Genomic DNA, 18,454 nt, shown 5'->3' with positions numbered 1-18,454 from the left:
CGAAAGCCGCCCGCGTCGCTGCTGCAGCCGCTTGCCGGAAGCCGATCTCGCAAGACGCGACAGCATCCCATTCGATCCGGACCAGTACCACATGGGTAGAATCAACTTGCCCCTGATACTCGCGCAGCGTTTGCTCGACGGTCTCGCGGATTGCTTCGTCGTAGTTATCGCTGGCTGGCCAGTGCGCCTGGGAGACAAAGGCGTATGGACGCGACGAGTCGAAACGCAATGTCACGCAGCCGTGGATGTATTTCGGACCGACGTGGCGACGATAGCCAAAGCTAGCTTCAATTTGACCTGTGATCTTTAAACCGTTCATGATTCTCCCAAGCCAGAGATTACCGCCCTCGCGACCGTGACTATAAAGTGCAGCGAAGCTTTGCCTCGGGGCTAATCAATCAGCGTGCCTGCGTGCTGTTCCTCACAGATTTCGCGTCGCGGCGTCAGCTACGTGTTCCGCGGCTCACCAACTCAGTCTCCGGACCTAGAGCACACAACGAGCGATCACCAAACTCTGAATTGGTCGTGATCATTCGGCCATGATTCGGCATCAGCTTCCGGCGCGAGTTCACGAGCCATTCATTCGGGTTCCCATACCCCGTTTTGCCGAAGACCGAACACTGCACCCTCAAGGAGCCTTCCCATGCGTGAGATCTTTCGTCCCGCCGCCTTTGCCTTGACCACGGCCTGTCTCGCGCTCGCGCTGTCGGCCATATCCAGCGGTGAGGTGCTGGCGCAGGCCAAGCAGGCGCCGCCGGCGAAGCAGGCTCCTGCCCAGGCGGCGCCGCCCGCGGCAGCGGAGGCGCCTGCGGTGAAGCAGATCGCGCTGACCGAGAAGCAGATCCAAGGCGTGCTCGCGGCGCAGAAGGACGTCGATGCGATCACCGACAAGATCCCCGATAACGCCAAGCCGGACCCGAAAATCGACGCGCAGCTCGATGCAGTGGCCAAGAAGAACGGTTTTGCCAGCTACGACGAGTACAACACCGTGGTCGACAACATCAGCCTGGTGCTCGGCGGCTTCGATCCCGCGACCAAGAAGTTCGTCGGTGCCGAGGTCGTGCTCAAAGCGCAGATCGCCCAGATCCAGGCCGACAAGAAGATGCCGGCCAAGGACAAGAAGGAGGCGCTCGCCGATCTCAACGAGGCGCTGAAGTCGCCGCCGCCCGCGATCGAAAACAAGGGCAATATCGACCTCGTGGCGAAATATTACGACAAGCTCGCCGAGGCGCTCGGGGAGAGCGAGGAATAAGCCGCTCGCGCCGTTGAGCGACGTCCTTTCGAACCCAACAGCCAACCATTCAACGAAAAAGCCCCGGAGAAATCTCCGGGGCTTCTTTTTGTCAGCGAGCTATCTGTCTCAGGTGCGGGTGCGCATCCGCATCATGAAGCTGTCGTAGCTCAGTTCAGCCACCTGATTCCACGCCAGCGATTCGTTACGGAACGCCGACAGGCTCGTATACATCTTGTTGAAGTGCGGGTTGCTCTTGGAGAGATCCGCATAGATGCCGTTGGCGGCATTGTAGCAGGCTTCCAGAACTTCCTGCGGGAACGGCCGCAGGATTGCGCCCCCCGCCAACAGCCGCTTCAGCGCCGGCGGATTGACGTAGTCGTATTTGCCGGTGACCCAGGTGAAGGTGTCGTAGGACGCGGTCTCGATCGCAGCCTGATAGTGCTTGGGCAGGGCGTTGAACTTCTCGAGGTTCATGATGTTGTGGCCCTGGCCGGTGCCCTCCCACCAGCCAGGATAGTAGTAGTACTTCGCGACCTTCACGAAGCCGAGCTTTTCGTCGTCATACGGTCCGACCCACTCGGCCGCATCGATGGTGCCCTTTTCCAGCGCCGGATAGATGTCGCCGCCCGCGATCTGCTGCGGCACGCCGCCGACCTTGGCGATGATGGTGCCCGCGAAACCGCCGACGCGGAATTTCAGGCCCCGGAAGTCATCCATCGACTTGATCTCTTTCCGGAACCAGCCGCCCATCTGGGCGCCGGTCGAGCCCGTCGGCGCGCCGACGCAGCCATATTCCTTCAGGAGGTCGTTGAGCATGTCCATGCCGCCGCCGAAACGCATCCAGGAAATATGCGAACGCGTGTTGAGGCCGAACGGCAGCGACGTGCCGAAGGTGAAGGCAGGATTCTTGCCCCAGTAGTAGTAAAGCGCGGTGTTGCCCATCTCGACGGTGCCGTTCGAGACGGCGTCGAGCACCTGCAGGCCGGGGACGATTTCGCCGGCGGCGAACGGCTGAATCTGGAATTTGTTGTCGGTGATTTCGGCGACGCGCTTGGCAAAATATTCGCAGCCGCCATACAGCGTATCGAGCGCCTTCGGCCAGCTTGCCGTGTAGCGCCACTTAATTTCCGGGTTCGATTGCGCAATCGCAGGCGAGGCAACTGCAGTCGCGGCGAGACCGACGCCGCCCACTTTCAAGAAATCACGACGCTTCATTTGTTTCCCCTCTGTTATCGCCGAGACCGACCAGCGGACAACGATCTGTTGTCGTCTTCTCTGGTTTACCGATGGTCGGTGCTGGGCTGTTGTTTAGGAATGTGGGCCCTGAAACCAAGGCTCTTGGTTTTTCGAATGCAATCAATTTCCCTGCTTTATGGACCTGAGGGCAGGATGACGAATTAGTGATTGATAATCAAGGGTTCTGGTTGCGCCGCAAGTGCGAAGAGTTGCCTGAATAGTGAGCGGGCGTCCTTCCACCCGACGAAAGACCAAGACGTTATGCGACGCGTGATTGGTTAATCTGATGCCGCATTGCGGTAATTCCGCCGCGCAGACGTTTACGGTGCGACCGTCATGTGCCCGAACGTGCATGCGGCGTGCAGGGAAATTTCTAGCTGCAACTTGCTGCCGCGACGCATTGCGCGATCATCGTCTCGTCGAGAATGCCGCTTCCATCGCCTTGCGCGTCTTGATGGTGTCGCTGCTTTCGTCGACCTCGACATCGCTCCAGCGCACCACTGCGCCATGAGCAACGTCGTTCTTCAGCTTGACGCGATGGGCAAGTCCTATCGGTAGCGCGCCGGCGGCGAGGCTTTTCGACGCCGGCATCAGCTTGCCCCACACTGTATAGCCGCCTTCGCCGTCGAGCATTTCGCCCGCACGGAGATTGCGTTTCGCGACCGCTGCGACGTCGCCGCGAAAATCATGCGGCTGGCCGGTCGGCTCGTTGCGAAGCGCTGCTGAAAGGATGGAAATGTTCAGCTCCAACCCGATCAGATGATATGGCTTGTACATCGCCGCATAGCGACCTGAAGCGTCGGTCTTCAGCCCATATTGCTTGAAGCAATCGGCGGCGTATTCGTTCGGTGCTTCCAGCACGACATAGACGCCCCAGCGCAGATCGCGGAATACGGGGCGACCATCGCGCTCCAGCGACGACACGACTTCGGCAAGACCGGCCTTCTCCAGCACGCCGCCTTTGTCGCGCGGCCGCATCACATGCGGCAGATCGTCGACGCCGCAGGGTGGAAACAGCAAGCCATCCGACGGCACGTCGAGCCCGCAAGCGTTCGCAATCGCCGCCATTTCGATCGCGGATTTGGTACCGTCCAGAAACGAGTTGAACATCTGCGGGTTCATGCCAGCGGATTGCGCTTCGCCTGCTGTTAATCCGTAATGACCCCAGACGCCGTCCGGCGTCACGTCGTGATAGGCGGGCAGATATTTGGTGCCCTTGCCGGCGGCGACGACGCGAAAGCCCGTCGCGCGCGCCCAGTCCACCATCTCCGTGGTCAGCGCCGGCTGATCGCCATAGGCGAGCGAATAGACCACGCCAGCCTTGCGGGCTTCCTGCGCGAGCAGCGGGCCGGCCAGCACGTCGGCCTCGACATTGACCATGACGACATGCTTGCCCGCCGTAATCGCTGCGCGGGCGTGCCTGATACCGACGGCGGGATTGCCGGTCGCTTCCACCACGACGTCAACAGCGCTGTCTGCGATCGCGCGCCCGCCGTCGTCGGTGAACGCGGTTCGCGCGATCAGCGCCTGGTCCCAGCCGACGGTGCGGCATGCTTCGCGGGCGCGATCGCGATCGATGTCGATGATGACTGATACTTCGAGTCCCGGCGTATGCGGCACCTGCGACAGGAACATCGAGCCGAACTTGCCGGCGCCGATCAGCGCGACGCGCACCGGTTTGCCGGCCGCAGCGCGGGCGTTGAGGAGGTGGTGAAGGTTCATGAGATATCCAGCCAATTCGTTGAAACGTGTCCCGGACGCGGTGCAGCGTTCTTCACGCTGCTCCGCAGAGCCGGGACCGATGCACTGCCATGAACGAGGGCGGGCCCCGGCTCAGCAGTGCATCATTTCATGATGCACTGCGTCCGGGGCACGAGCGATGAAACCTACTCGGCCGCCTGCCGATGTGCACGCGCCAGCCGCAACAGCGCGTCGTCATCCACCGGCTGGATCGGGGTAAAATCGCGGTGCGCGATATACTCCGGCCGCGTCGGTGTGCGAATGTAATTCGAGACCGCATTCAGCGTCAGATAGACGATCTTGCGCGGGTAGGGCGTGATGTTGCCGCTCGATCCATGCACCAGGTTACCGTGGAACATCAGCATGCCGCCGGCCTTGCCGGTCGGCGCGACGATGCCGCCTTCCTTGACGAGGCGGGTGACGGTCTCCTCATCCAGCGTCCACAACGGATAGGAGGTGGTCTCGAGGTCATGCGAGGCCTTGAGGTCGCCGGCGTGCTGGCTCTTCGGCACCAGCATCAGGGGGCCGTTGATCGGCATCACCTCGTCGAGGAAGATCGCGATGTTCATCGCGCGCGGCAGCGGCATGCCGTCGTCGCGCTTCCAGGTGCCGTAATCCTGATGCCACTGCCAGACGTCGCCGGTGAAGGCTGCCTTGGCGTTGATCTTGAACTGGTGCATGTAGAGTTTTTCACCAAAGATCTGCTCGATCGGCTCGATCATGCGCGGATGGGCGCCGAGAACGCCGAAGGCCTCGTTGTAGAGGTGCGCGGCAAAGGCGGTGCGCGGCGCGCCGCTCTTCTCGCGCCAGACTTCGGGTCGATCAGCGTCGTAGATGCTGACGGCCTCGCGGGCGAGAAAATCCACTTCCTCCTGGCTGAACAGTTCGGGCAGGAACAGCCAGCCTTCGCGATTGAAGAACTCGATCTGCTGTGGCGTCAGTTTCATGGCGTTCTCTCCTGTTTGTTTGTTTTGTCGGCGGTTATGCCGCCTTGTCGGTTGCCCTCAGTCTCTCCTCGGTCATTCGTCCAGCCGTTTGCGCATGCGCCAGTGCGGCTGCCTCCGCCGCCTTGGCGTTGCCGGCGAGAATGTGTCCGGCGATCACCTCGTGCTCGGCCCAGGCGCTGTCGCGGTAATCGAGTTCGGCGAGCACCGTCGCCATCGAGCGGCGCATATGCGGCCATTGCGGCGCGATCATTTCCTCGATCGCGGGATTGCCCGCGAGACGATAGACCGCGCTGTGAAAGTCGACGTCGAGCGCGATCAAGCGCGCCAATGGCGTATTCTCATCGATGGTCCGTCCGGCCTGCAGCGCCGCTTCGAGTTGGGCGCGCCCCGAAAGATCGGCCTTGGCGCGGCCGGCGGCGAGCCGGGCGGCCAGCGCGTCGATGGCGCCGCGCACCTCATAGAGCTGGCGGATGCGCTCGGGATCGAGCCGGGTCACTTCAAAGCCGCGGCGGCCGCTTTCGGCCACGAGGCCCTGCCGGTGCAGCAGATGCAGGGCGTGGGACACCGGCTGCCGCGAAACGCCGAGCCTTTCCGCCAGCTCGTTCTGCCGAATGCGATGCCCGGGCGGCAACGAACGGTCGGTGATCGCCTCGAGGATGCGGGCATAGACCTGGTCGATCAAGTTGGGGAGCGGATCCAATGGGATCATGCCGGCTATCCGAGTTTAGAATACGGAATTCCGAATTCGGAAACTAATCCCTGGGCCCAGCCCTCGTCAAGGTCGAAATTCGGGCTGTCGGGGTGGGTGGCGGGGGCTATTCTCGGCCCCGAGGCGATGGGAGGTCCGCGTATGAGCAGCGACGCAGCCGGCTTCACTGGCAATATCCCGCAGCATTACGATCAGGGTCTCGGCCCGATCATCTTCGCCGAATACGCCGCCGATATCGCCAGGCGCGCAGCCGATAGCCGTCCGGCGCGGGTACTGGAGACCGCAGCCGGCACCGGCATCGTGACCCGGAAATTGCGTGACGCGTTGCCCGAAGGCACGCAGTTGACCGCAACTGACCTCAACCCGCCGATGCTGGGGATTGCCCGCGCCAAGTTTCAGCCCGGCGAGCAGGTCGCTTTCCAGCCTGCCGATGCGATTGCGCTTCCCTTTGCCGATCAAAGCTTCGATGCGGTCGTCTGTCAGTTTGGGCTGATGTTCTTTCCCGACAAGGCAAAATCCTTTTCCGAAGCCTATCGGGTCCTCGCTTCCGGCGGTCGCTACCTGCTCAGCGTCTGGGATTCGCATCGCTACAATACGTTTGGACGTATCGCGCACGAGGTGGCGGGGCGCTTCTTCCCGGTCGATCCGCCGCAGTTTTACAGCGTGCCGTTCTCCTGCCACCAGATCGATCCGATCAAGGAGTTCTTGATGGCAGCAGGTTTCGGTGACGTCGGCATTGCCGTGATCAGGCAGGAGCGAGAGTTGCCTGACATTGCCCACTTCGCGCGTGCAGCCGTGTTTGGCAACCCGCTGATCGATCAGATCCGGGCGCGCGGCGGTGCCGATCCGGAGCGCATTGTCGAGGCACTGGAGCAGGAATATCGCCGGGAGTTCGGCGATAAGCCTGGCCGGATGTCTATTCAAGCGATCGTGTTTTTGGCGATGAAGAGATAACCCTGTTCACGCGAGCAGGGTTACATCGAACTCGCCGATCTGTTCGGAGTCTGCCACGGCATCGATCGCCGATATCCGTTCGCCGCTGATGGTCAGGCGCACCACGACGCGCAATTGCCCGCCGAGCATAACCGCGAGCGCCAGAGATCCGTCGACCAGCGCCGGTTTGGCGGCCTGCGCGCGGCCCTTGAAGAACTCCGCGACCGCGGTGGCGCCTCTGATTTCAGCTTGCGAACCGAGCCGCTGCGCTGCTTGATCAGCGCGCACCACCACATCGGGATCCAGCACCGCGAGCAGGCCTTCGAAATCGCCGTCGCGGGAGGCCTTGAGGAAGGCGTCGACGATGTTTTTCTGTCGGCTGAAATCGGCGTCCGGCGGCGGCGTACCCTGCACCCGGCGGCGGGCGCGGCTGGCCAATTGCCTCGCGGCGGCAGGCGTGCGGCCGACGATCGGTGCGATCTCCTCAAAGGGAACGGCAAACATGTCGTGCAGCACGAAAGCCAGCCGTTCGGCCGGGGCCAGCGTTTCCAGCACCACCAGCAATGCCGCGCCGACGGAATCGGCCATCTCGGCGTCACGCCCATGTGCATCATCAGCGACAGGCTCCGGCACATGCGGTCCCATCGGCTCCTCGCGTCGTGACTTGCGCGAGCGCAGCATGTCGAGGCAGACGCGGGCGACGACCGTGGTCAGCCAGCCGCCAAGGTTTTCGACCGCACTGGTGTCGGAGCGGTTCAGCCGCAACCAGGTCTCCTGCACGGCGTCGTCGACCTCGGCGGTCGAGCCCAGCATCCGGTAGGCCACCGCTCGCAGATGGCCTCGGTTGGCCTCGAATTTTTCAGCCAGAAACTTTTTCTCGTCCATCGGTCACATTCCCATGTCGTGTTCCGTCATGGCTATGACGAACGAAAGCGCGCCGATGTGACAGCAAATCGGCGCGGCCGCGTCAAAACAGAACAAACCATATGGAGCGTAAAATGATGCAAGCCCGAATGAACCACCCGGTCATGGTTGTTCCCGATGCCATGAAAGCGCTGCACACGCTGGGCGAATTGACCAAGAACAGCCTGTCGGAAAAACTGCTCGAACTGGTGCATCTGCGTGCCAGCCAGATCAATGGTTGCAGCGTCTGCGTCGACATGCACGCAAAACTCGCCAGGAAGGCCAGCGAAACCGACGAGCGCCTGTTCGCGGTGGCGGCCTGGCGCGACACGCCCTATTTCACCGAGGGCGAACGGGCGGCGCTGGCGTTGACGGAAGCGCTGACCCGGATCAGTGACCGCGCCGACCCGGTGCCGGACGAGGTATGGGGCGAGGCCGACAAGCATTTCGACGAGGCGGAGCTCGCCGCGCTGATTCTGGCGATCGCCAACATCAATGTCTGGAACAGGCTCAACGTCGCCGTGCGTCAGCCCGTGGGCGTGTGGAAGGGCTAGGGGAATATAATCCCCAAACTAGGGTCAATTTTAGCGTGTCGGATCGTGCCAAATTGACCGGCACGCGCTAAACAGACGAGCCCGGCTGGATCGGCCGGGCTTTCGACGTTTGTCCTTCATGTCGTTTTGACCATGGCCGCCGCCCCTTTAGAACGTCTGTCCATGCTGCGACCGACCATCCGCAAGCGGATTCTCGGCATCGCCCTGGGTCTGATCTTCCTGATGGCGATCACGTCGGCGCTGTCGACGGTGATGACGCGAAAGATCGCCCACCAGCTCGACGAGCTCAGCTCCAAATATGTCGAGGCCTATGGACATCTGGCGCGCGTGAATGTGCGCTCGCTGGAGCAGGCGCTGGCGTTGCGTCGGATGGCGATCGCCAAGATGCAAATGCCGCCCGACAACGCCGGCTTCGCGGAGCGGCAAAAGGTCTATGAAGGCATGTGGGCGGACATTGACAGGGAGGCGCAGGCCGCGCGCGCCCTGATCAATGCAATCATCGACGACCCCTCGACCGAGTCGGACAATGCAAAGCTCGGCCGGATCGACGACCGGATCGAGCACGTCAGCAGCGACCTCCGCCGCTATCTGGACGATGAGTATAAGCGGTTGTTGCCGCTGCTGGAGAGCGGGAGTTTTGCGGAAGCCCGCGCCAGCCTCATCCGGACCGACGCGCTTCGCGACGAGTTCAACCGCAAGATCGATGAAATCCGCGCGGACATGCTGGCGCAGGTCCGCGCCGACGCCAAGATCACGATGCGCGACCAGAACACGGCTATCATCATCTCCGTGATCCTGACAGTGCTGGCATCGGTCGTCGGGCTTCTGTTCTCGATATTCGTCAGCGTCGGTATCACGCGGCCGGTGAGGCGGCTGCTGGACGGCACCCGCGCGGTAGAGGCCGGCCGGCTCGACGGATCGATCGACGTCACCACGCGCGACGAAATCGGCCAGCTCACGACGGCCTTCAACAAGATGGTCGAACAGTTGCGCCTGAAGGAGGAGTTGCGCGAGACCTTTGGCCGCTATGTCGACCCGCGCGTCGTGGAAGGCTTGATCGACCGGCAGGGCCCGACCGCCGGCGACGGCGAGCGGCGGGTGATGACGGTGCTGTTCTGCGACATGAAAGGGTTTACCCGCCTCAGCGAGGGCATGACGCCGCAAGGCCTCGTCAAGGTGATGAATCACTATTTGTCGACGATGTCGGGGCCGATTCGCAGCCATCGCGGCATCATCGACAAGTATATCGGCGATGCGATCATGGCCTATTGGGGCCCTCCCTTTACCGAGCATAGCGAGCAGGCGCGGCTGGCCTGCCTTGCCGCGGTCGAGATGGCCAACCGCGGCCAGGCGTTGCGAACCGAGCTGCCCGAATTGATCGGCGTTCGCACGGTGCCGAGCGACTGTGAGGTCCGCATCGGCATTGCCACCGGCGAGGTGCTGGTCGGCAGCATCGGCTCGGAATTCATGATGAGCTACACCGTGATGGGCGATGCGGTAAATCTGGCGTCCCGCCTGGAGAACGCCAACAAGGTCTATGGCAGCCATTCGCTGGCTTCGGAGGCCGCGATCATGGCCGCCGGCGACGCGGTCGAATCGCGCGAAGTCGATCGGATCGTGGTGGTTGGCCAGACCAATCCCGAAGCGGTGTTCGAGATCATCGGGCGTGCGGGTGAGCTGACCGAGCCGCAACTCGTGCTGTTGGCGCGGTACGCCGAGGGGCTGGCTGCGTATCGGGCGCGCCGCTGGGATGAGGCGCGTCGGGCTTTTCAGGCGGCGCTTGAGGCGGTCCCCGGCGACGGGCCGTCGATGGCGATGGCCGAACGGGTCGAGACGTTTCGCGCCAACCCACCGCCCGCCGACTGGGATGGCGCCTGGCGTCTCGATCAGAAATGATGCGGCGGCCTCACGCCTTCAGAAATTCCAGCACGATGTCGCAGAATTCCTGCGGCGCCTGTTCGAATCAGTCCTCCGCGAGATACGCCAAAACGATCTCGCAATATCTCTGCGGCGCTTGCTCGAACATCGGATGGGTGGTGCCCGGGATCATCTCGGTGCGCGATCCCCTTACGTTGGACGCCAGGGCCCTCAGCACCTTCGGCAGCGTGCCCTTGGTGTTGGCGCCGCCGATGAACAGCGTCGGCGTCTGGATCGCCTCTGCATCTGCCTTGGAGAAGGGCGGGCGCTGGTCGCGCATTTGGCCGATCAGCGTCGTGGCATTGTCGCGTAGCAATTGCTTGGGCGTCGCCGGCAGGCGTTTCCACGCGCCGGGACCTTCCAGCGCATCCATGAAAATCTGCAACCCGCCGTCGATATCACCTCTCGCGATCACCTCGGCGGAAGCCGCGATCATGCCGGCGAGCGGCGAGGGGCCGGGCTTGTAAGCGGGATCGAGCGTGGCGTCGAGTTCGCCGCCGGGCTCGGCCAGGATCAGCTTGCGCAACAGATCCGGCCGGCGCTGCGCGACGCGAAAGCAGATGTGACCGCCGCGGGAATGGCCCATCAGGTGGACCGGCCTGGTATCGAGCTTCTCAATGAAGCCGATGACGTCATCCACATGCTGGGCGATCGAATAGGTGTCGCCGACGCCGTCCCATTGCTCGGGGAAGAAGTGTCGCAGCGAGGGGGCGATCACGCGGTGCCGGCGCGTCAAGGGTCCCAGCACCGACGACCAGATTCGGAAATCGCACAGCGAGCCGTGCACGCAGACCAGCGGCGGGCCGTCGCCGGCGCCTTGGCCGATGTCGAGATAGGCCATGTCATAGCCGTTGACGTGAAAAGTCTGCATAGGGTCTCGTGAGAAATGAAAAGGGCTCAGGCCATTGCAGGCCCTGGGCGGGAGCCCAGATCAGCGGAAGTTGTTCATGCCGTCAAGTTCCCCCGGGATTCGGGTGGATAGCAATAATCTCCAAGCCTAGATTTGGGCCAGATGCGAAGCGGGGTGGCACTGAACAGGAGACTATGGAGCCAGCCATGACCGGGCACCATTTTACGATATTCGACACTGCGATCGGCCGCTGCGGCATCGTGTGGGGCGAGCGCGGCATCACCTCGGTGCAATTGCCGATGGGTGACGAGAAGAAGACCCGCACCCGCCTGCAGCAGCGACATGGCGACCTGATCGAGGCACCACCGCCGGCAAAGGTGCAGGCCGCGATCGACGGCATGGTCGAGCTGCTTGAAGGCAAGCCGAACGATCTCGCCGACGTCGTGCTCGATCTCGACGGCGTTCCCGAATTCAACCGCGGCGTTTACGACATCGCGCGCACCATTCCGCCGGGCAAGACCATGACCTATGGCGATATCGCCAGGAAGCTCGGCGGCGTCGAGCTGTCGCGCGACGTCGGTCAGGCGCTGGGCCGCAACCCCTGTCCGATCGTGGTGCCCTGTCACCGCGTGCTGGCGGCGGGCAACAAGCCCGGCGGCTTCTCCGCCAATGGCGGGGTGGTGACGAAGCTGAAGATGCTGGAAATCGAGGGTGCGGTGGTGAACCACACGCCGAGCCTGTTCGATTGAGGTTCACCGGCCCTTGAAATTGGGCGTACGCTTCTCGTTGAAGGCCAGCACGCCCTCACGACGGTCCTCGGTCGGGACCATGCGGTTATAGGCCTCGATCTCCAGCGTGAGGCCGTCGCGCAACGACAGTTGCAGGCCGCGATGGATCGACAGCTTTGCCTGACGGACCGAAATCGGGGCGTTGCGGGCGATCCGCGACGCGGTTGCCAGCGCCGAGGGTAACAACTCCGGCAGCGAGAAAACTTCGTTCACAAAGCCCCACTCACGCGCTTCCGCTGAGGTAAACGGCTTGCCGGTCAGGATCAGCTCCTTAGCGCGGCGCTCGCCGACGGCGCGCGGCAAGGTTTGCGTGCCGCCGCCGCCCGGCATGATGCCGAGCGTTACCTCGGTCAGCGCGAAGCGCGCCGTCTCCGCCGCATAGAGAAAATCGCAACATCCCGCGATCTCGCAGCCGCCGCCATAGGCGGCGCCGTTGACCGCGCCGATGATCGGCACCGGACAGTCGATCAGCGCCCGCACCATCCGCTCGAAAATGACGTGCTGGCGCGTCCACGCCTCGTCCGTCATGCCGCGGCGCTCCTTCAGGTCGCCGCCGGCACAGAACGCCTTGTCGCCGGTGCCGGTCAGGACGATGCAGCGCAGGTTTTTTGGATCGAGTGCCACGTCCTCGAAATAGCGAACGAGGTCGCGCCCCATCTGGGTGTCGAGCGCGTTGGAGGCATCCGGACGGTTGAGCCGGACAACCGCTACGTGCTCGTCGACCGGCTCGATCGAGAGCGTTTCGAAAGCGGATGGGTTTTGATTCATATCGCCTCGCAGGTAAATCCGCTGCCCGTGCGCCGGATCTTCCCACCAGAGGGTGAAGGGAAATGCGCGGTGCAGCACAGCGTCTCGGTATCGCAGTAGCGTTCCAGGAAGCTGCGCCGCGTCTTCGCCGCCTGCGCCTGGTCGACGTCGAACTTTACGGATAGTTCCGGATAAAGCGCCTGCAGCGGCGAATGCATCAGGTCGCCCGAGAACACCGCGTCGTCCTTGCCGCGGCCGAAGGTGAAGGCGGCGTGGCCGGGCGTGTGGCCCGGCGTCGGCAGGATGCGGGTGTGATCGCCGATCGCGAAATCGCTGCGGACGATTTCGGCCTGCCTGGATTCTACGACCGGCAGCACGCTGTCGGCAAACGGCGGCACCGGCGTCTTGGCGTGCGTCTCGGTCCAGTAGTCGAATTCGGCCTTGTCGAAGACGTAGCGTGCCTTCGGGAAGGTCGGTACCCAGCGGCTGTTCTCAAGCCGCGTGTTCCAGCCGACATGATCGACATGCAGATGCGTACACATGACGTAGTCGATGTCATCAACGGAAAAGCCGGCGGCGGCGAGACCGCGCATATAGGTATCGTCGGTCTTCATGTTCCATTTCGGACGCTGCGGCCGCGGCTTGTCGTTGCCGATGCAGCTATCGATCAGGATGGTGTGGTGCGGCGTCTTCACCACATAGGACTGGAAGCACAGGATCAGCACGTCCTTGTCGTCGAGCGCGCCGATGTTTCGCATCCACGGACGGTGCTCTGCCAGGACTTCCGGTGTCAGGTGAGGCAGCAGCTCCAGTGCCGGCAGGAAGGTGGTCTCCTGCTCGATGATACGGTGAATGGTGAGATCGCCGACAGTGAATTTCAGGCTCATGCTTGCCCCTGGCTGAATTATCGTACGTTGTGCCTGACGTAGGGAATGATGAAGTTGGCGAGGATGTCGAGCGCGGCATTTCCTTGCCGGCCGCTGCCATAAAGCCCTGACGTGGTCATGACCACAAGGTCGAGCTCAGGGACGATAAAGATACGCTGGCCGCCCAAGCCCATTGCGGCAATCCATTTTACGTCCTTGTCGCCGGATAGCGTGCGGCCCATCCACCATTGCTGCCCACAGTAGAACAGGTCGCCGAAATAGCCGATTGCCTGAAAGCGCGGCGTGATGTTGTCCCAGCCCGGCGACTTTGCCGCCGAATAGTCCGGAAAGAATTTGACGACGGGCTCGTCAGCGCTCTTGATCAGCTCGCGGTCGATGGCGATCCCGACCAGCAACGAGATCACGCTTTTCGAAACCGACCGCATGTCGTGCTTGGTGGTCGCATCGAACTCGTGCGGCCCGTCGCCCATTCCCCAGGGCTCGTCACGGCCCGGAAAATATTGCTCGAACACCAGCTTGCCGCGGCGGACCGCGACCACGGCATGAACGTTGGCATGGGTGGCCGCAAGCCGCGCCGCGATGCCGCACAGGCGCGGGCCATCGAGGCCGACACTCTCCGGTGTCGCTGTCGGCCAGCCATCGTTGAGTGATGTGGGGCTTCCGCAGGCGAGATTGCGCTGATCGGTCGAGAGCTGATGGGTCTGCGCCGCGACGGCAGACGTCGCAAGCGTGAGGACGGCGGCAAGGCCGAGGCGTCGCAAAACCCTGCCACCCTCGCGCATGCCGCTGTCTCCTTTTTGGATGTTACGCCGGGGGCGGTACCGAGATCTTGACCGACGGCCGCTCCAGCATCTTCTGATGGAAGGCGTCGAGCTTCGGATAGGCCTTGCGCCAGCCGCAATCGGCAAAGCGGAAGTCCGCATAGCCGAGCACGCAAACAAGGCCGATCTGCGCAATGTTGAACGGGCCGGAAAGCACGTCGGGCCTGTTCTCGAACCGCGCCATGCCGGCCCAGGCCCGCTTCCAGTGGTCGTCGTGCCAGGCATCCCAGCGCAGCCCTTCCGGCCGCACCATTTTTTCGTAGCGGCACAGCAGCATGGAATCGAGCATGCCCTGCAGCAGGGAATGGTCGCTCTTGACCTTCCAGCGTTCGGGCCCGGAAGCGGGGATTAGCTTGCCGCCGCCGGCGAGCTCGTCGAGATATTCTGTTATGACATAGGAATCGAGAATGACGTCGCCATTGTCGAGGATCAGCACCGGCAGCTTCTTCAGCGGCGTGATCTTCGAATATTCCTCGTTCGGCTGCCCCGGCGCGACGGTGGCCGGCGTGAGTTCAATCTTGTCGATCAGGCCGGTCTCGATCGCGGCAATGCGGACTTTCCGGGCGAAGGGGGAGGCGGGAGAGAAGGTGAGTTTCATTTTTCTTATTCCCTTGGATGTTTTCTCCATCGTCATGCCCGAGCAGAAGCTCGAAGCGCGTCTTCGCGCAAGATGTCCCGGGCATCCACGTCTTGAAAGTCTAACCGCAAGCAAGACATGGATGGCCGGGACAAGCCCGGCCATGACGAGCTAGTGCGAATGTTGCACTAGCCTCACGCCGCGATGATTTCCTGGCGCTGCTCGCCGAGGCCATCGATGCCGAGCGTGACGACGTCGCCGACATTGAGGAAGGTCGGCGGCTTCATGCCGAGGCCGACGCCGGGCGGGGTGCCGGTCGTGACGATGTCGCCGGGCAACAGCGTCATGAACTGCGAGACATAGGAAATGCACTTCGCCATCGAGAAGATCATGGTCGAGGTGTTGCCGGTCTGGCGGCGCTGGCCGTTGACGTCGAGCCACATGCCGAGCTTCTGCACGTCAGGGATTTCGTCCTTGGTGACGAGCCAGGGCCCGACCGGCCCGAACGTGTCGTGCGACTTGCCCTTGGTCCACTGGCCGCCGCGCTCCTGCTGAAAATTGCGCTCGGAGACGTCGTTGCAGACGCAATAGCCGGCGACATGGTTAAGCGCGTCGGCTTCCGAGACATACTTGGCGCGGGTGCCGATGATGGCGGCGATCTCGACTTCCCAGTCGAGCTTGGTGGAGCCGCGCGGCTTTTCGACCGAGTCGTTCGGGCCCGACAGCGAGGTGTTGGCCTTGATGAAGAAGATCGGCTCGGTCGGGATCGGCGATCCCGTCTCCTTGGCGTGGTCGCTGTAATTCAGGCCGATCGCGACGAATTTCGAGATGCCGGTGACGGGTGCGCCGAAGCGCTGCTTGCCGTCGACGGCGGGAAGCTTGGAGGTATCCAGCGCCGCCAGCTTGGCGAGCGCGGCCGGCGCATAGGCCTCCCCGTCGAGGTCCCTGATTTGGGCGGAAAGATCGCGCAACTGGCCGGATTTATCGATCAGGCCGGGCTTTTCCGCGCCCTTGGCGCCGTAACGTACAAGCTTCATTTTATCGCTCCCTGCGGGGTTTTCTTTGGGAATTCGGGGGAATTTCCCTAAACTTCAGACGCTTCTTGGAACAGCGGCGCACGAAATTCAACTGCCGAAAGCGCAGGGTAGGGTGGGCAAAGGGGCCCTTGCGCCGTGCCCACCATATATCGCCAACGTTGAATGGTGGGCACGCTTCGCTTTGCCCACCCTACCGATTCTCCAGCGTTGCGAACCGGAAGGCATCCCCATCACGCTTGATATGACCGGCGCCAAAGTGCCCGCCGATTACCAGCGTCGGCGTGTCGGCAAAGCGTGAAAACAGCTCGCGCCGGGTTTCTGCCGACTGCCGGGGATCGGAATCGGCGGTCGAGGACCAGCCGAGATGGGCCATCTGGCAGGGATGGTGGGCGACGTCTCCCGTCAGCAGGCCTTCCTCGCCCTCCGACCTGATATGGACGCTCATATGGCCGGGGCTGTGGCCGGGCGTCGGGATCAGGGTGATCTCATCCGAAAGCCTGGCATCGCTGGCGAGGAGATCGGCCTTGCCGGCGTCGGCGATCGGTCTCACGGAATCGTTGAACACCGCGAGCTTGTCCGGCTCATCGCTGTGGTCGCGCCAGTAGTCGTATTCGGTCTTGCCGAACAAGTATCTGGCATTGGCGAAAGTTGGCACCCATGTGTCGTCGACCAGTTTCGTGTTCCAGCCGACATGGTCGACATGTAGATGCGTGCACAGCACGGTATCGATACTGTCGGGCGGGAAGCCCGCCGCCGTCAGCGTGTCGAGGAACGGATCCTTGCGATTGTTCCAGGTCGGCACCTTGCGGCCCTGCTTGTCGTTCCCAAGTCCGGTATCGACGATGATCCGCCGGGACGGCGTCTCCACCACGAACGAGTGGATCGACATTTTGAGCCGGCCTTCCTCGGTGGCGAACTGCGGAATCAACCAGGGCAGTTTCTGAATTTCCTCATTGGTTGCGAGCGGCAGGATGAATCGGGTGCTGCCGACCGTTTCCATTTCGACGATTCTGGTGATCCTGACCCTGCCCACCTTCCATTGCATCCGGCGGTTCCTCCCGTTTCTGTTGGTTGGGCCAAGGATGCGGGTTTCCATGTTCCGGCGCAACGGATCATCTCGCGACGTTTGGCGTTATCGCATGGCCCGTATGAGGAACATGCGATGCCAGAACTGATGATTTCGCCCGAGAAAGTCGGCTTTCTGATTGAGAAGGCCCGGCAGTTCGACGTCAAGGAAGCTGCGTCCGATCCTGACTCCGGATCGAACCCTGCCGATGACGACATGATCGATGTGCTCGAGGATGATGGGCGCGATCCGGTCGCGCGCGAGATTGCCGGTTTCATCGATGCGCTGAGCGAGGACGAACAGATCGACCTCGTGGCGCTGATGCGGCTCGGGCGCGGCGACGGAACTATCGAGGAATGGAAAGAGCTGCGGGAGCAGGCCGCGGAAGGACGCCGTGGTCCCACCGCGCGCTATCTCTTGGGCGAGCCGATGCTCGGCGATCTTCTCGCCGAAGGTCTCGATGAATTCGGTCTCTTCTGGACCGAAGAGCGGACCACGCCGATCCAGTGATTATCGGGCGCAGTCCACGATGACGGTGCCGAGCTTGTCGCCTTTCTCCACCGCCAGATGCGCTTCTGCGGTGTCGGAGAGCGCAAACTGCGCCGCGACGTTATGGATGCGCGGGCCTGCCGCCAGCCATTTCGTGATGTCCGCCTGCGCCGCCGCCAACAGCGGCGGTGGCAGCGCAAACAGCACCAGGGCGCGAAGCGCGATGCATTTCTCCATCAACTCGCGCATCGGCACCATAGGCGTGCGGTTGCCGTTGGTGGCATAGACCGCGATCGTCGAGTTCACGCCCATCAGTTTCAGCGTGGTTTCGATGTTGCCGCCGAAATCGACATCGACGACGCGGTTCACGCCACGCTGTCCGGTGAAGGCCATCGCTTTCGCGACGACGTCCTCCGTCTTGTAATTGACGACGAGATCGGCGCCGGCGAGCCGCGCCTGCTCGGCCTTCGCCGCTGAGCTGACGGTCGCGATCACTTGCGCGCCGCCCCATTTGGCGAGTTGCACGGCGTAGTGCCCGACCGCGCCGGCGCCGCCGGTGACGAGCACGGTCTGTCCCACGATCGGCCCATCGCAATAGAGGCAGGTCCACGCCGTCATGGCGGGAATGCCCAGCGTGGCGCCTTCCGCGAACGATAGATTGTCCAGCAGCGGCGTCACCAGATGTTCGGCGAGCGCAATATATTCGGTCGCGGTACCGAACGCGCGGCCGTTGCGCTGGCCATTGAACAGCCAGACGCGCTGACCGATCTTGAGCCGGGTGACGCCGTCGCCGACCTGATCGATGATCCCTGCGCCGTCGCTGTTGGGAATGACGCGCGGATATTCCATCGGCCGATAGCCGCCGCCGCGTCGGCCGACATCGGCTGGATTGACGCCGGACGCCTCCAGCCGCACCCGGACCTCGCCCGGGCCGGCCACCGGCGTCGGCATCTCGCCATGGGCCAGCACCTCGCGCGCTGGCCCCGTTCGTTCGTACCAGACTGCTTTCATCCCGCGTC

At 62.8% G+C, this 18,454-nt stretch carries 20 protein-coding genes (1 of these 20 only partly in view); 6 read left to right on the top strand and 14 right to left on the bottom strand.

Translation table 11 applies throughout. The features are described 5' to 3' along the window. Positions 1-319 carry the 5' portion of a hypothetical protein gene (locus LMTR21_RS34250; RefSeq protein ID WP_065751947.1) on the bottom strand. Its footprint begins 8 nt before the window's first position, so the window shows 319 of its 327 coding nt (coding positions 1-319); its start codon is at positions 317-319; its stop codon lies beyond the left edge, outside the window. Positions 320-643: 324 nt separating this feature from the next. Here LMTR21_RS34250 and LMTR21_RS34245 point away from each other — a divergent pair, with 324 nt between their 5' ends. After that, the gene (locus LMTR21_RS34245) at positions 644-1,252 is read left to right on the top strand and encodes a hypothetical protein (protein WP_065751946.1); all 609 of its coding nucleotides are present in this window, start codon (positions 644-646) and stop codon (positions 1,250-1,252) included. Positions 1,253-1,360: 108 nt separating this feature from the next. Here the strand turns inward: LMTR21_RS34245 and LMTR21_RS34240 are convergent, their stop codons facing one another. The 4 genes from LMTR21_RS34240 to LMTR21_RS34225 form a co-directional block, all read right to left on the bottom strand. Further along, positions 1,361-2,449: a TRAP transporter substrate-binding protein gene (locus tag LMTR21_RS34240; protein ID WP_065751945.1), complete on the bottom strand. Its 1,089-nt coding sequence runs from the start codon at positions 2,447-2,449 to the stop codon at positions 1,361-1,363. Positions 2,450-2,878: 429 nt separating this feature from the next. Beyond that, positions 2,879-4,192, bottom strand: coding sequence for an NAD(P)H-dependent oxidoreductase (locus tag LMTR21_RS34235; RefSeq protein WP_065751944.1), 1,314 nt, complete (start codon positions 4,190-4,192; stop codon positions 2,879-2,881). A 164-nt stretch (positions 4,193-4,356) separates the two neighbouring features. Beyond that, the gene (locus LMTR21_RS34230; RefSeq protein WP_065751943.1) at positions 4,357-5,157 is read right to left on the bottom strand and encodes a phytanoyl-CoA dioxygenase family protein; all 801 of its coding nucleotides are present in this window, start codon (positions 5,155-5,157) and stop codon (positions 4,357-4,359) included. 34 nt (positions 5,158-5,191) lie between these two features. Beyond that, entirely contained in the window at positions 5,192-5,866 is a 675-nt protein-coding gene (locus LMTR21_RS34225; protein WP_065751942.1) for a GntR family transcriptional regulator, read from the bottom strand. A 141-nt stretch (positions 5,867-6,007) separates the two neighbouring features. Between LMTR21_RS34225 and LMTR21_RS34220 the strand changes: the two genes are divergently transcribed. Next, positions 6,008-6,820 carry a class I SAM-dependent methyltransferase gene (locus LMTR21_RS34220; protein WP_065751941.1) on the top strand — a complete coding sequence of 271 codons (813 nt, stop codon included), beginning with the start codon at positions 6,008-6,010 and terminating at the stop codon, positions 6,818-6,820. 6 nt (positions 6,821-6,826) lie between these two features. Here the strand turns inward: LMTR21_RS34220 and LMTR21_RS34215 are convergent, their stop codons facing one another. Then, positions 6,827-7,684 (bottom strand): sigma-70 family RNA polymerase sigma factor, encoded by an 858-nt coding sequence (locus LMTR21_RS34215; protein WP_065751940.1) that lies wholly within the window; start codon positions 7,682-7,684, stop codon positions 6,827-6,829. 116 nt (positions 7,685-7,800) lie between these two features. Here LMTR21_RS34215 and LMTR21_RS34210 point away from each other — a divergent pair, with 116 nt between their 5' ends. Next, positions 7,801-8,256 carry a carboxymuconolactone decarboxylase family protein gene (locus tag LMTR21_RS34210; RefSeq protein WP_065752255.1) on the top strand — a complete coding sequence of 152 codons (456 nt, stop codon included), beginning with the start codon at positions 7,801-7,803 and terminating at the stop codon, positions 8,254-8,256. A gap of 162 nt (positions 8,257-8,418) precedes the next feature. Next, the gene (locus LMTR21_RS34205; RefSeq protein WP_065751939.1) at positions 8,419-10,152 is read left to right on the top strand and encodes an adenylate/guanylate cyclase domain-containing protein; all 1,734 of its coding nucleotides are present in this window, start codon (positions 8,419-8,421) and stop codon (positions 10,150-10,152) included. A gap of 67 nt (positions 10,153-10,219) precedes the next feature. Here the strand turns inward: LMTR21_RS34205 and LMTR21_RS34200 are convergent, their stop codons facing one another. Continuing rightward, complete coding sequence (locus LMTR21_RS34200; protein ID WP_065751938.1) at positions 10,220-11,044, bottom strand: alpha/beta fold hydrolase; 825 nt, start codon at positions 11,042-11,044, stop codon at positions 10,220-10,222. Between the two features lie 185 nt (positions 11,045-11,229). Here LMTR21_RS34200 and LMTR21_RS34195 point away from each other — a divergent pair, with 185 nt between their 5' ends. After that, positions 11,230-11,772, top strand: coding sequence for a methylated-DNA--[protein]-cysteine S-methyltransferase (locus LMTR21_RS34195; RefSeq protein WP_065752254.1), 543 nt, complete (start codon positions 11,230-11,232; stop codon positions 11,770-11,772). A gap of 3 nt (positions 11,773-11,775) precedes the next feature. Here LMTR21_RS34195 and LMTR21_RS34190 read toward each other — a convergent pair whose 3' ends face one another. The 6 genes from LMTR21_RS34190 to LMTR21_RS34165 form a co-directional block, all read right to left on the bottom strand. Beyond that, positions 11,776-12,579 (bottom strand): enoyl-CoA hydratase/isomerase family protein, encoded by an 804-nt coding sequence (locus LMTR21_RS34190; RefSeq protein ID WP_065751937.1) that lies wholly within the window; start codon positions 12,577-12,579, stop codon positions 11,776-11,778. Then, the gene (locus LMTR21_RS34185) at positions 12,576-13,445 is read right to left on the bottom strand and encodes an MBL fold metallo-hydrolase (RefSeq protein ID WP_065751936.1); all 870 of its coding nucleotides are present in this window, start codon (positions 13,443-13,445) and stop codon (positions 12,576-12,578) included. The genes LMTR21_RS34190 and LMTR21_RS34185 overlap by 4 nt, the downstream gene beginning before the upstream one ends. Before the next feature lie 17 nt (positions 13,446-13,462). Beyond that, positions 13,463-14,227 (bottom strand): serine hydrolase, encoded by a 765-nt coding sequence (locus LMTR21_RS34180; protein WP_065751935.1) that lies wholly within the window; start codon positions 14,225-14,227, stop codon positions 13,463-13,465. A gap of 22 nt (positions 14,228-14,249) precedes the next feature. Further along, complete coding sequence (locus LMTR21_RS34175) at positions 14,250-14,864, bottom strand: glutathione S-transferase family protein (RefSeq protein ID WP_065751934.1); 615 nt, start codon at positions 14,862-14,864, stop codon at positions 14,250-14,252. Between the two features lie 173 nt (positions 14,865-15,037). Then, positions 15,038-15,880 (bottom strand): fumarylacetoacetate hydrolase family protein, encoded by an 843-nt coding sequence (locus LMTR21_RS34170; protein ID WP_065751933.1) that lies wholly within the window; start codon positions 15,878-15,880, stop codon positions 15,038-15,040. Positions 15,881-16,070: 190 nt separating this feature from the next. Continuing rightward, a complete protein-coding gene (locus LMTR21_RS34165; RefSeq protein ID WP_065751932.1) occupies positions 16,071-16,925 on the bottom strand; it encodes an MBL fold metallo-hydrolase in 855 nt (284 codons plus the stop codon). 117 nt (positions 16,926-17,042) lie between these two features. Between LMTR21_RS34165 and LMTR21_RS34160 the strand changes: the two genes are divergently transcribed. Beyond that, the gene (locus LMTR21_RS34160; RefSeq protein WP_065751931.1) at positions 17,043-17,456 is read left to right on the top strand and encodes a DUF3775 domain-containing protein; all 414 of its coding nucleotides are present in this window, start codon (positions 17,043-17,045) and stop codon (positions 17,454-17,456) included. On the opposite strand, the gene LMTR21_RS34155 is transcribed toward LMTR21_RS34160, so the two are convergent. Next, entirely contained in the window at positions 17,457-18,446 is a 990-nt protein-coding gene (locus tag LMTR21_RS34155) for an NADPH:quinone reductase (RefSeq protein ID WP_065751930.1), read from the bottom strand. Between the last annotated feature and the right edge of the window lie 8 nt (positions 18,447-18,454).

Origin of the sequence: Bradyrhizobium paxllaeri (genome assembly GCF_001693515.2) — a bacterium.
Lineage (GTDB): Bacteria > Pseudomonadota > Alphaproteobacteria > Rhizobiales > Xanthobacteraceae > Bradyrhizobium > Bradyrhizobium paxllaeri.
Note: the sequence above shows the minus strand (reverse complement) of the source record. Positions and strands in the feature narration are given on the sequence as shown.

Coding starts and splice junctions, on each gene's coding strand:
- LMTR21_RS34240 (WP_065751945.1), bottom strand. CDS start 2,449: ATGAAGCGTCGTGATTTCTTGAAAGTGGGCGGCGTCGGTCTCGCCGCG.
- LMTR21_RS34175 (WP_065751934.1), bottom strand. CDS start 14,864: ATGAAACTCACCTTCTCTCCCGCCTCCCCCTTCGCCCGGAAAGTCCGC.
- LMTR21_RS34200 (WP_065751938.1), bottom strand. CDS start 11,044: ATGCAGACTTTTCACGTCAACGGCTATGACATGGCCTATCTCGACATC.
- LMTR21_RS34245 (WP_065751946.1), top strand. CDS start 644: ATGCGTGAGATCTTTCGTCCCGCCGCCTTTGCCTTGACCACGGCCTGT.
- LMTR21_RS34185 (WP_065751936.1), bottom strand. CDS start 13,445: ATGAGCCTGAAATTCACTGTCGGCGATCTCACCATTCACCGTATCATC.
- LMTR21_RS34170 (WP_065751933.1), bottom strand. CDS start 15,880: ATGAAGCTTGTACGTTACGGCGCCAAGGGCGCGGAAAAGCCCGGCCTG.
- LMTR21_RS34210 (WP_065752255.1), top strand. CDS start 7,801: ATGCAAGCCCGAATGAACCACCCGGTCATGGTTGTTCCCGATGCCATG.
- LMTR21_RS34215 (WP_065751940.1), bottom strand. CDS start 7,684: ATGGACGAGAAAAAGTTTCTGGCTGAAAAATTCGAGGCCAACCGAGGC.
- LMTR21_RS34190 (WP_065751937.1), bottom strand. CDS start 12,579: ATGAATCAAAACCCATCCGCTTTCGAAACGCTCTCGATCGAGCCGGTC.
- LMTR21_RS34235 (WP_065751944.1), bottom strand. CDS start 4,192: ATGAACCTTCACCACCTCCTCAACGCCCGCGCTGCGGCCGGCAAACCG.
- LMTR21_RS34225 (WP_065751942.1), bottom strand. CDS start 5,866: ATGATCCCATTGGATCCGCTCCCCAACTTGATCGACCAGGTCTATGCC.
- LMTR21_RS34160 (WP_065751931.1), top strand. CDS start 17,043: ATGCCAGAACTGATGATTTCGCCCGAGAAAGTCGGCTTTCTGATTGAG.
- LMTR21_RS34205 (WP_065751939.1), top strand. CDS start 8,419: ATGCTGCGACCGACCATCCGCAAGCGGATTCTCGGCATCGCCCTGGGT.
- LMTR21_RS34220 (WP_065751941.1), top strand. CDS start 6,008: ATGAGCAGCGACGCAGCCGGCTTCACTGGCAATATCCCGCAGCATTAC.
- LMTR21_RS34195 (WP_065752254.1), top strand. CDS start 11,230: ATGACCGGGCACCATTTTACGATATTCGACACTGCGATCGGCCGCTGC.
- LMTR21_RS34165 (WP_065751932.1), bottom strand. CDS start 16,925: ATGCAATGGAAGGTGGGCAGGGTCAGGATCACCAGAATCGTCGAAATG.
- LMTR21_RS34180 (WP_065751935.1), bottom strand. CDS start 14,227: ATGCGCGAGGGTGGCAGGGTTTTGCGACGCCTCGGCCTTGCCGCCGTC.
- LMTR21_RS34230 (WP_065751943.1), bottom strand. CDS start 5,157: ATGAAACTGACGCCACAGCAGATCGAGTTCTTCAATCGCGAAGGCTGG.
- LMTR21_RS34155 (WP_065751930.1), bottom strand. CDS start 18,446: ATGAAAGCAGTCTGGTACGAACGAACGGGGCCAGCGCGCGAGGTGCTG.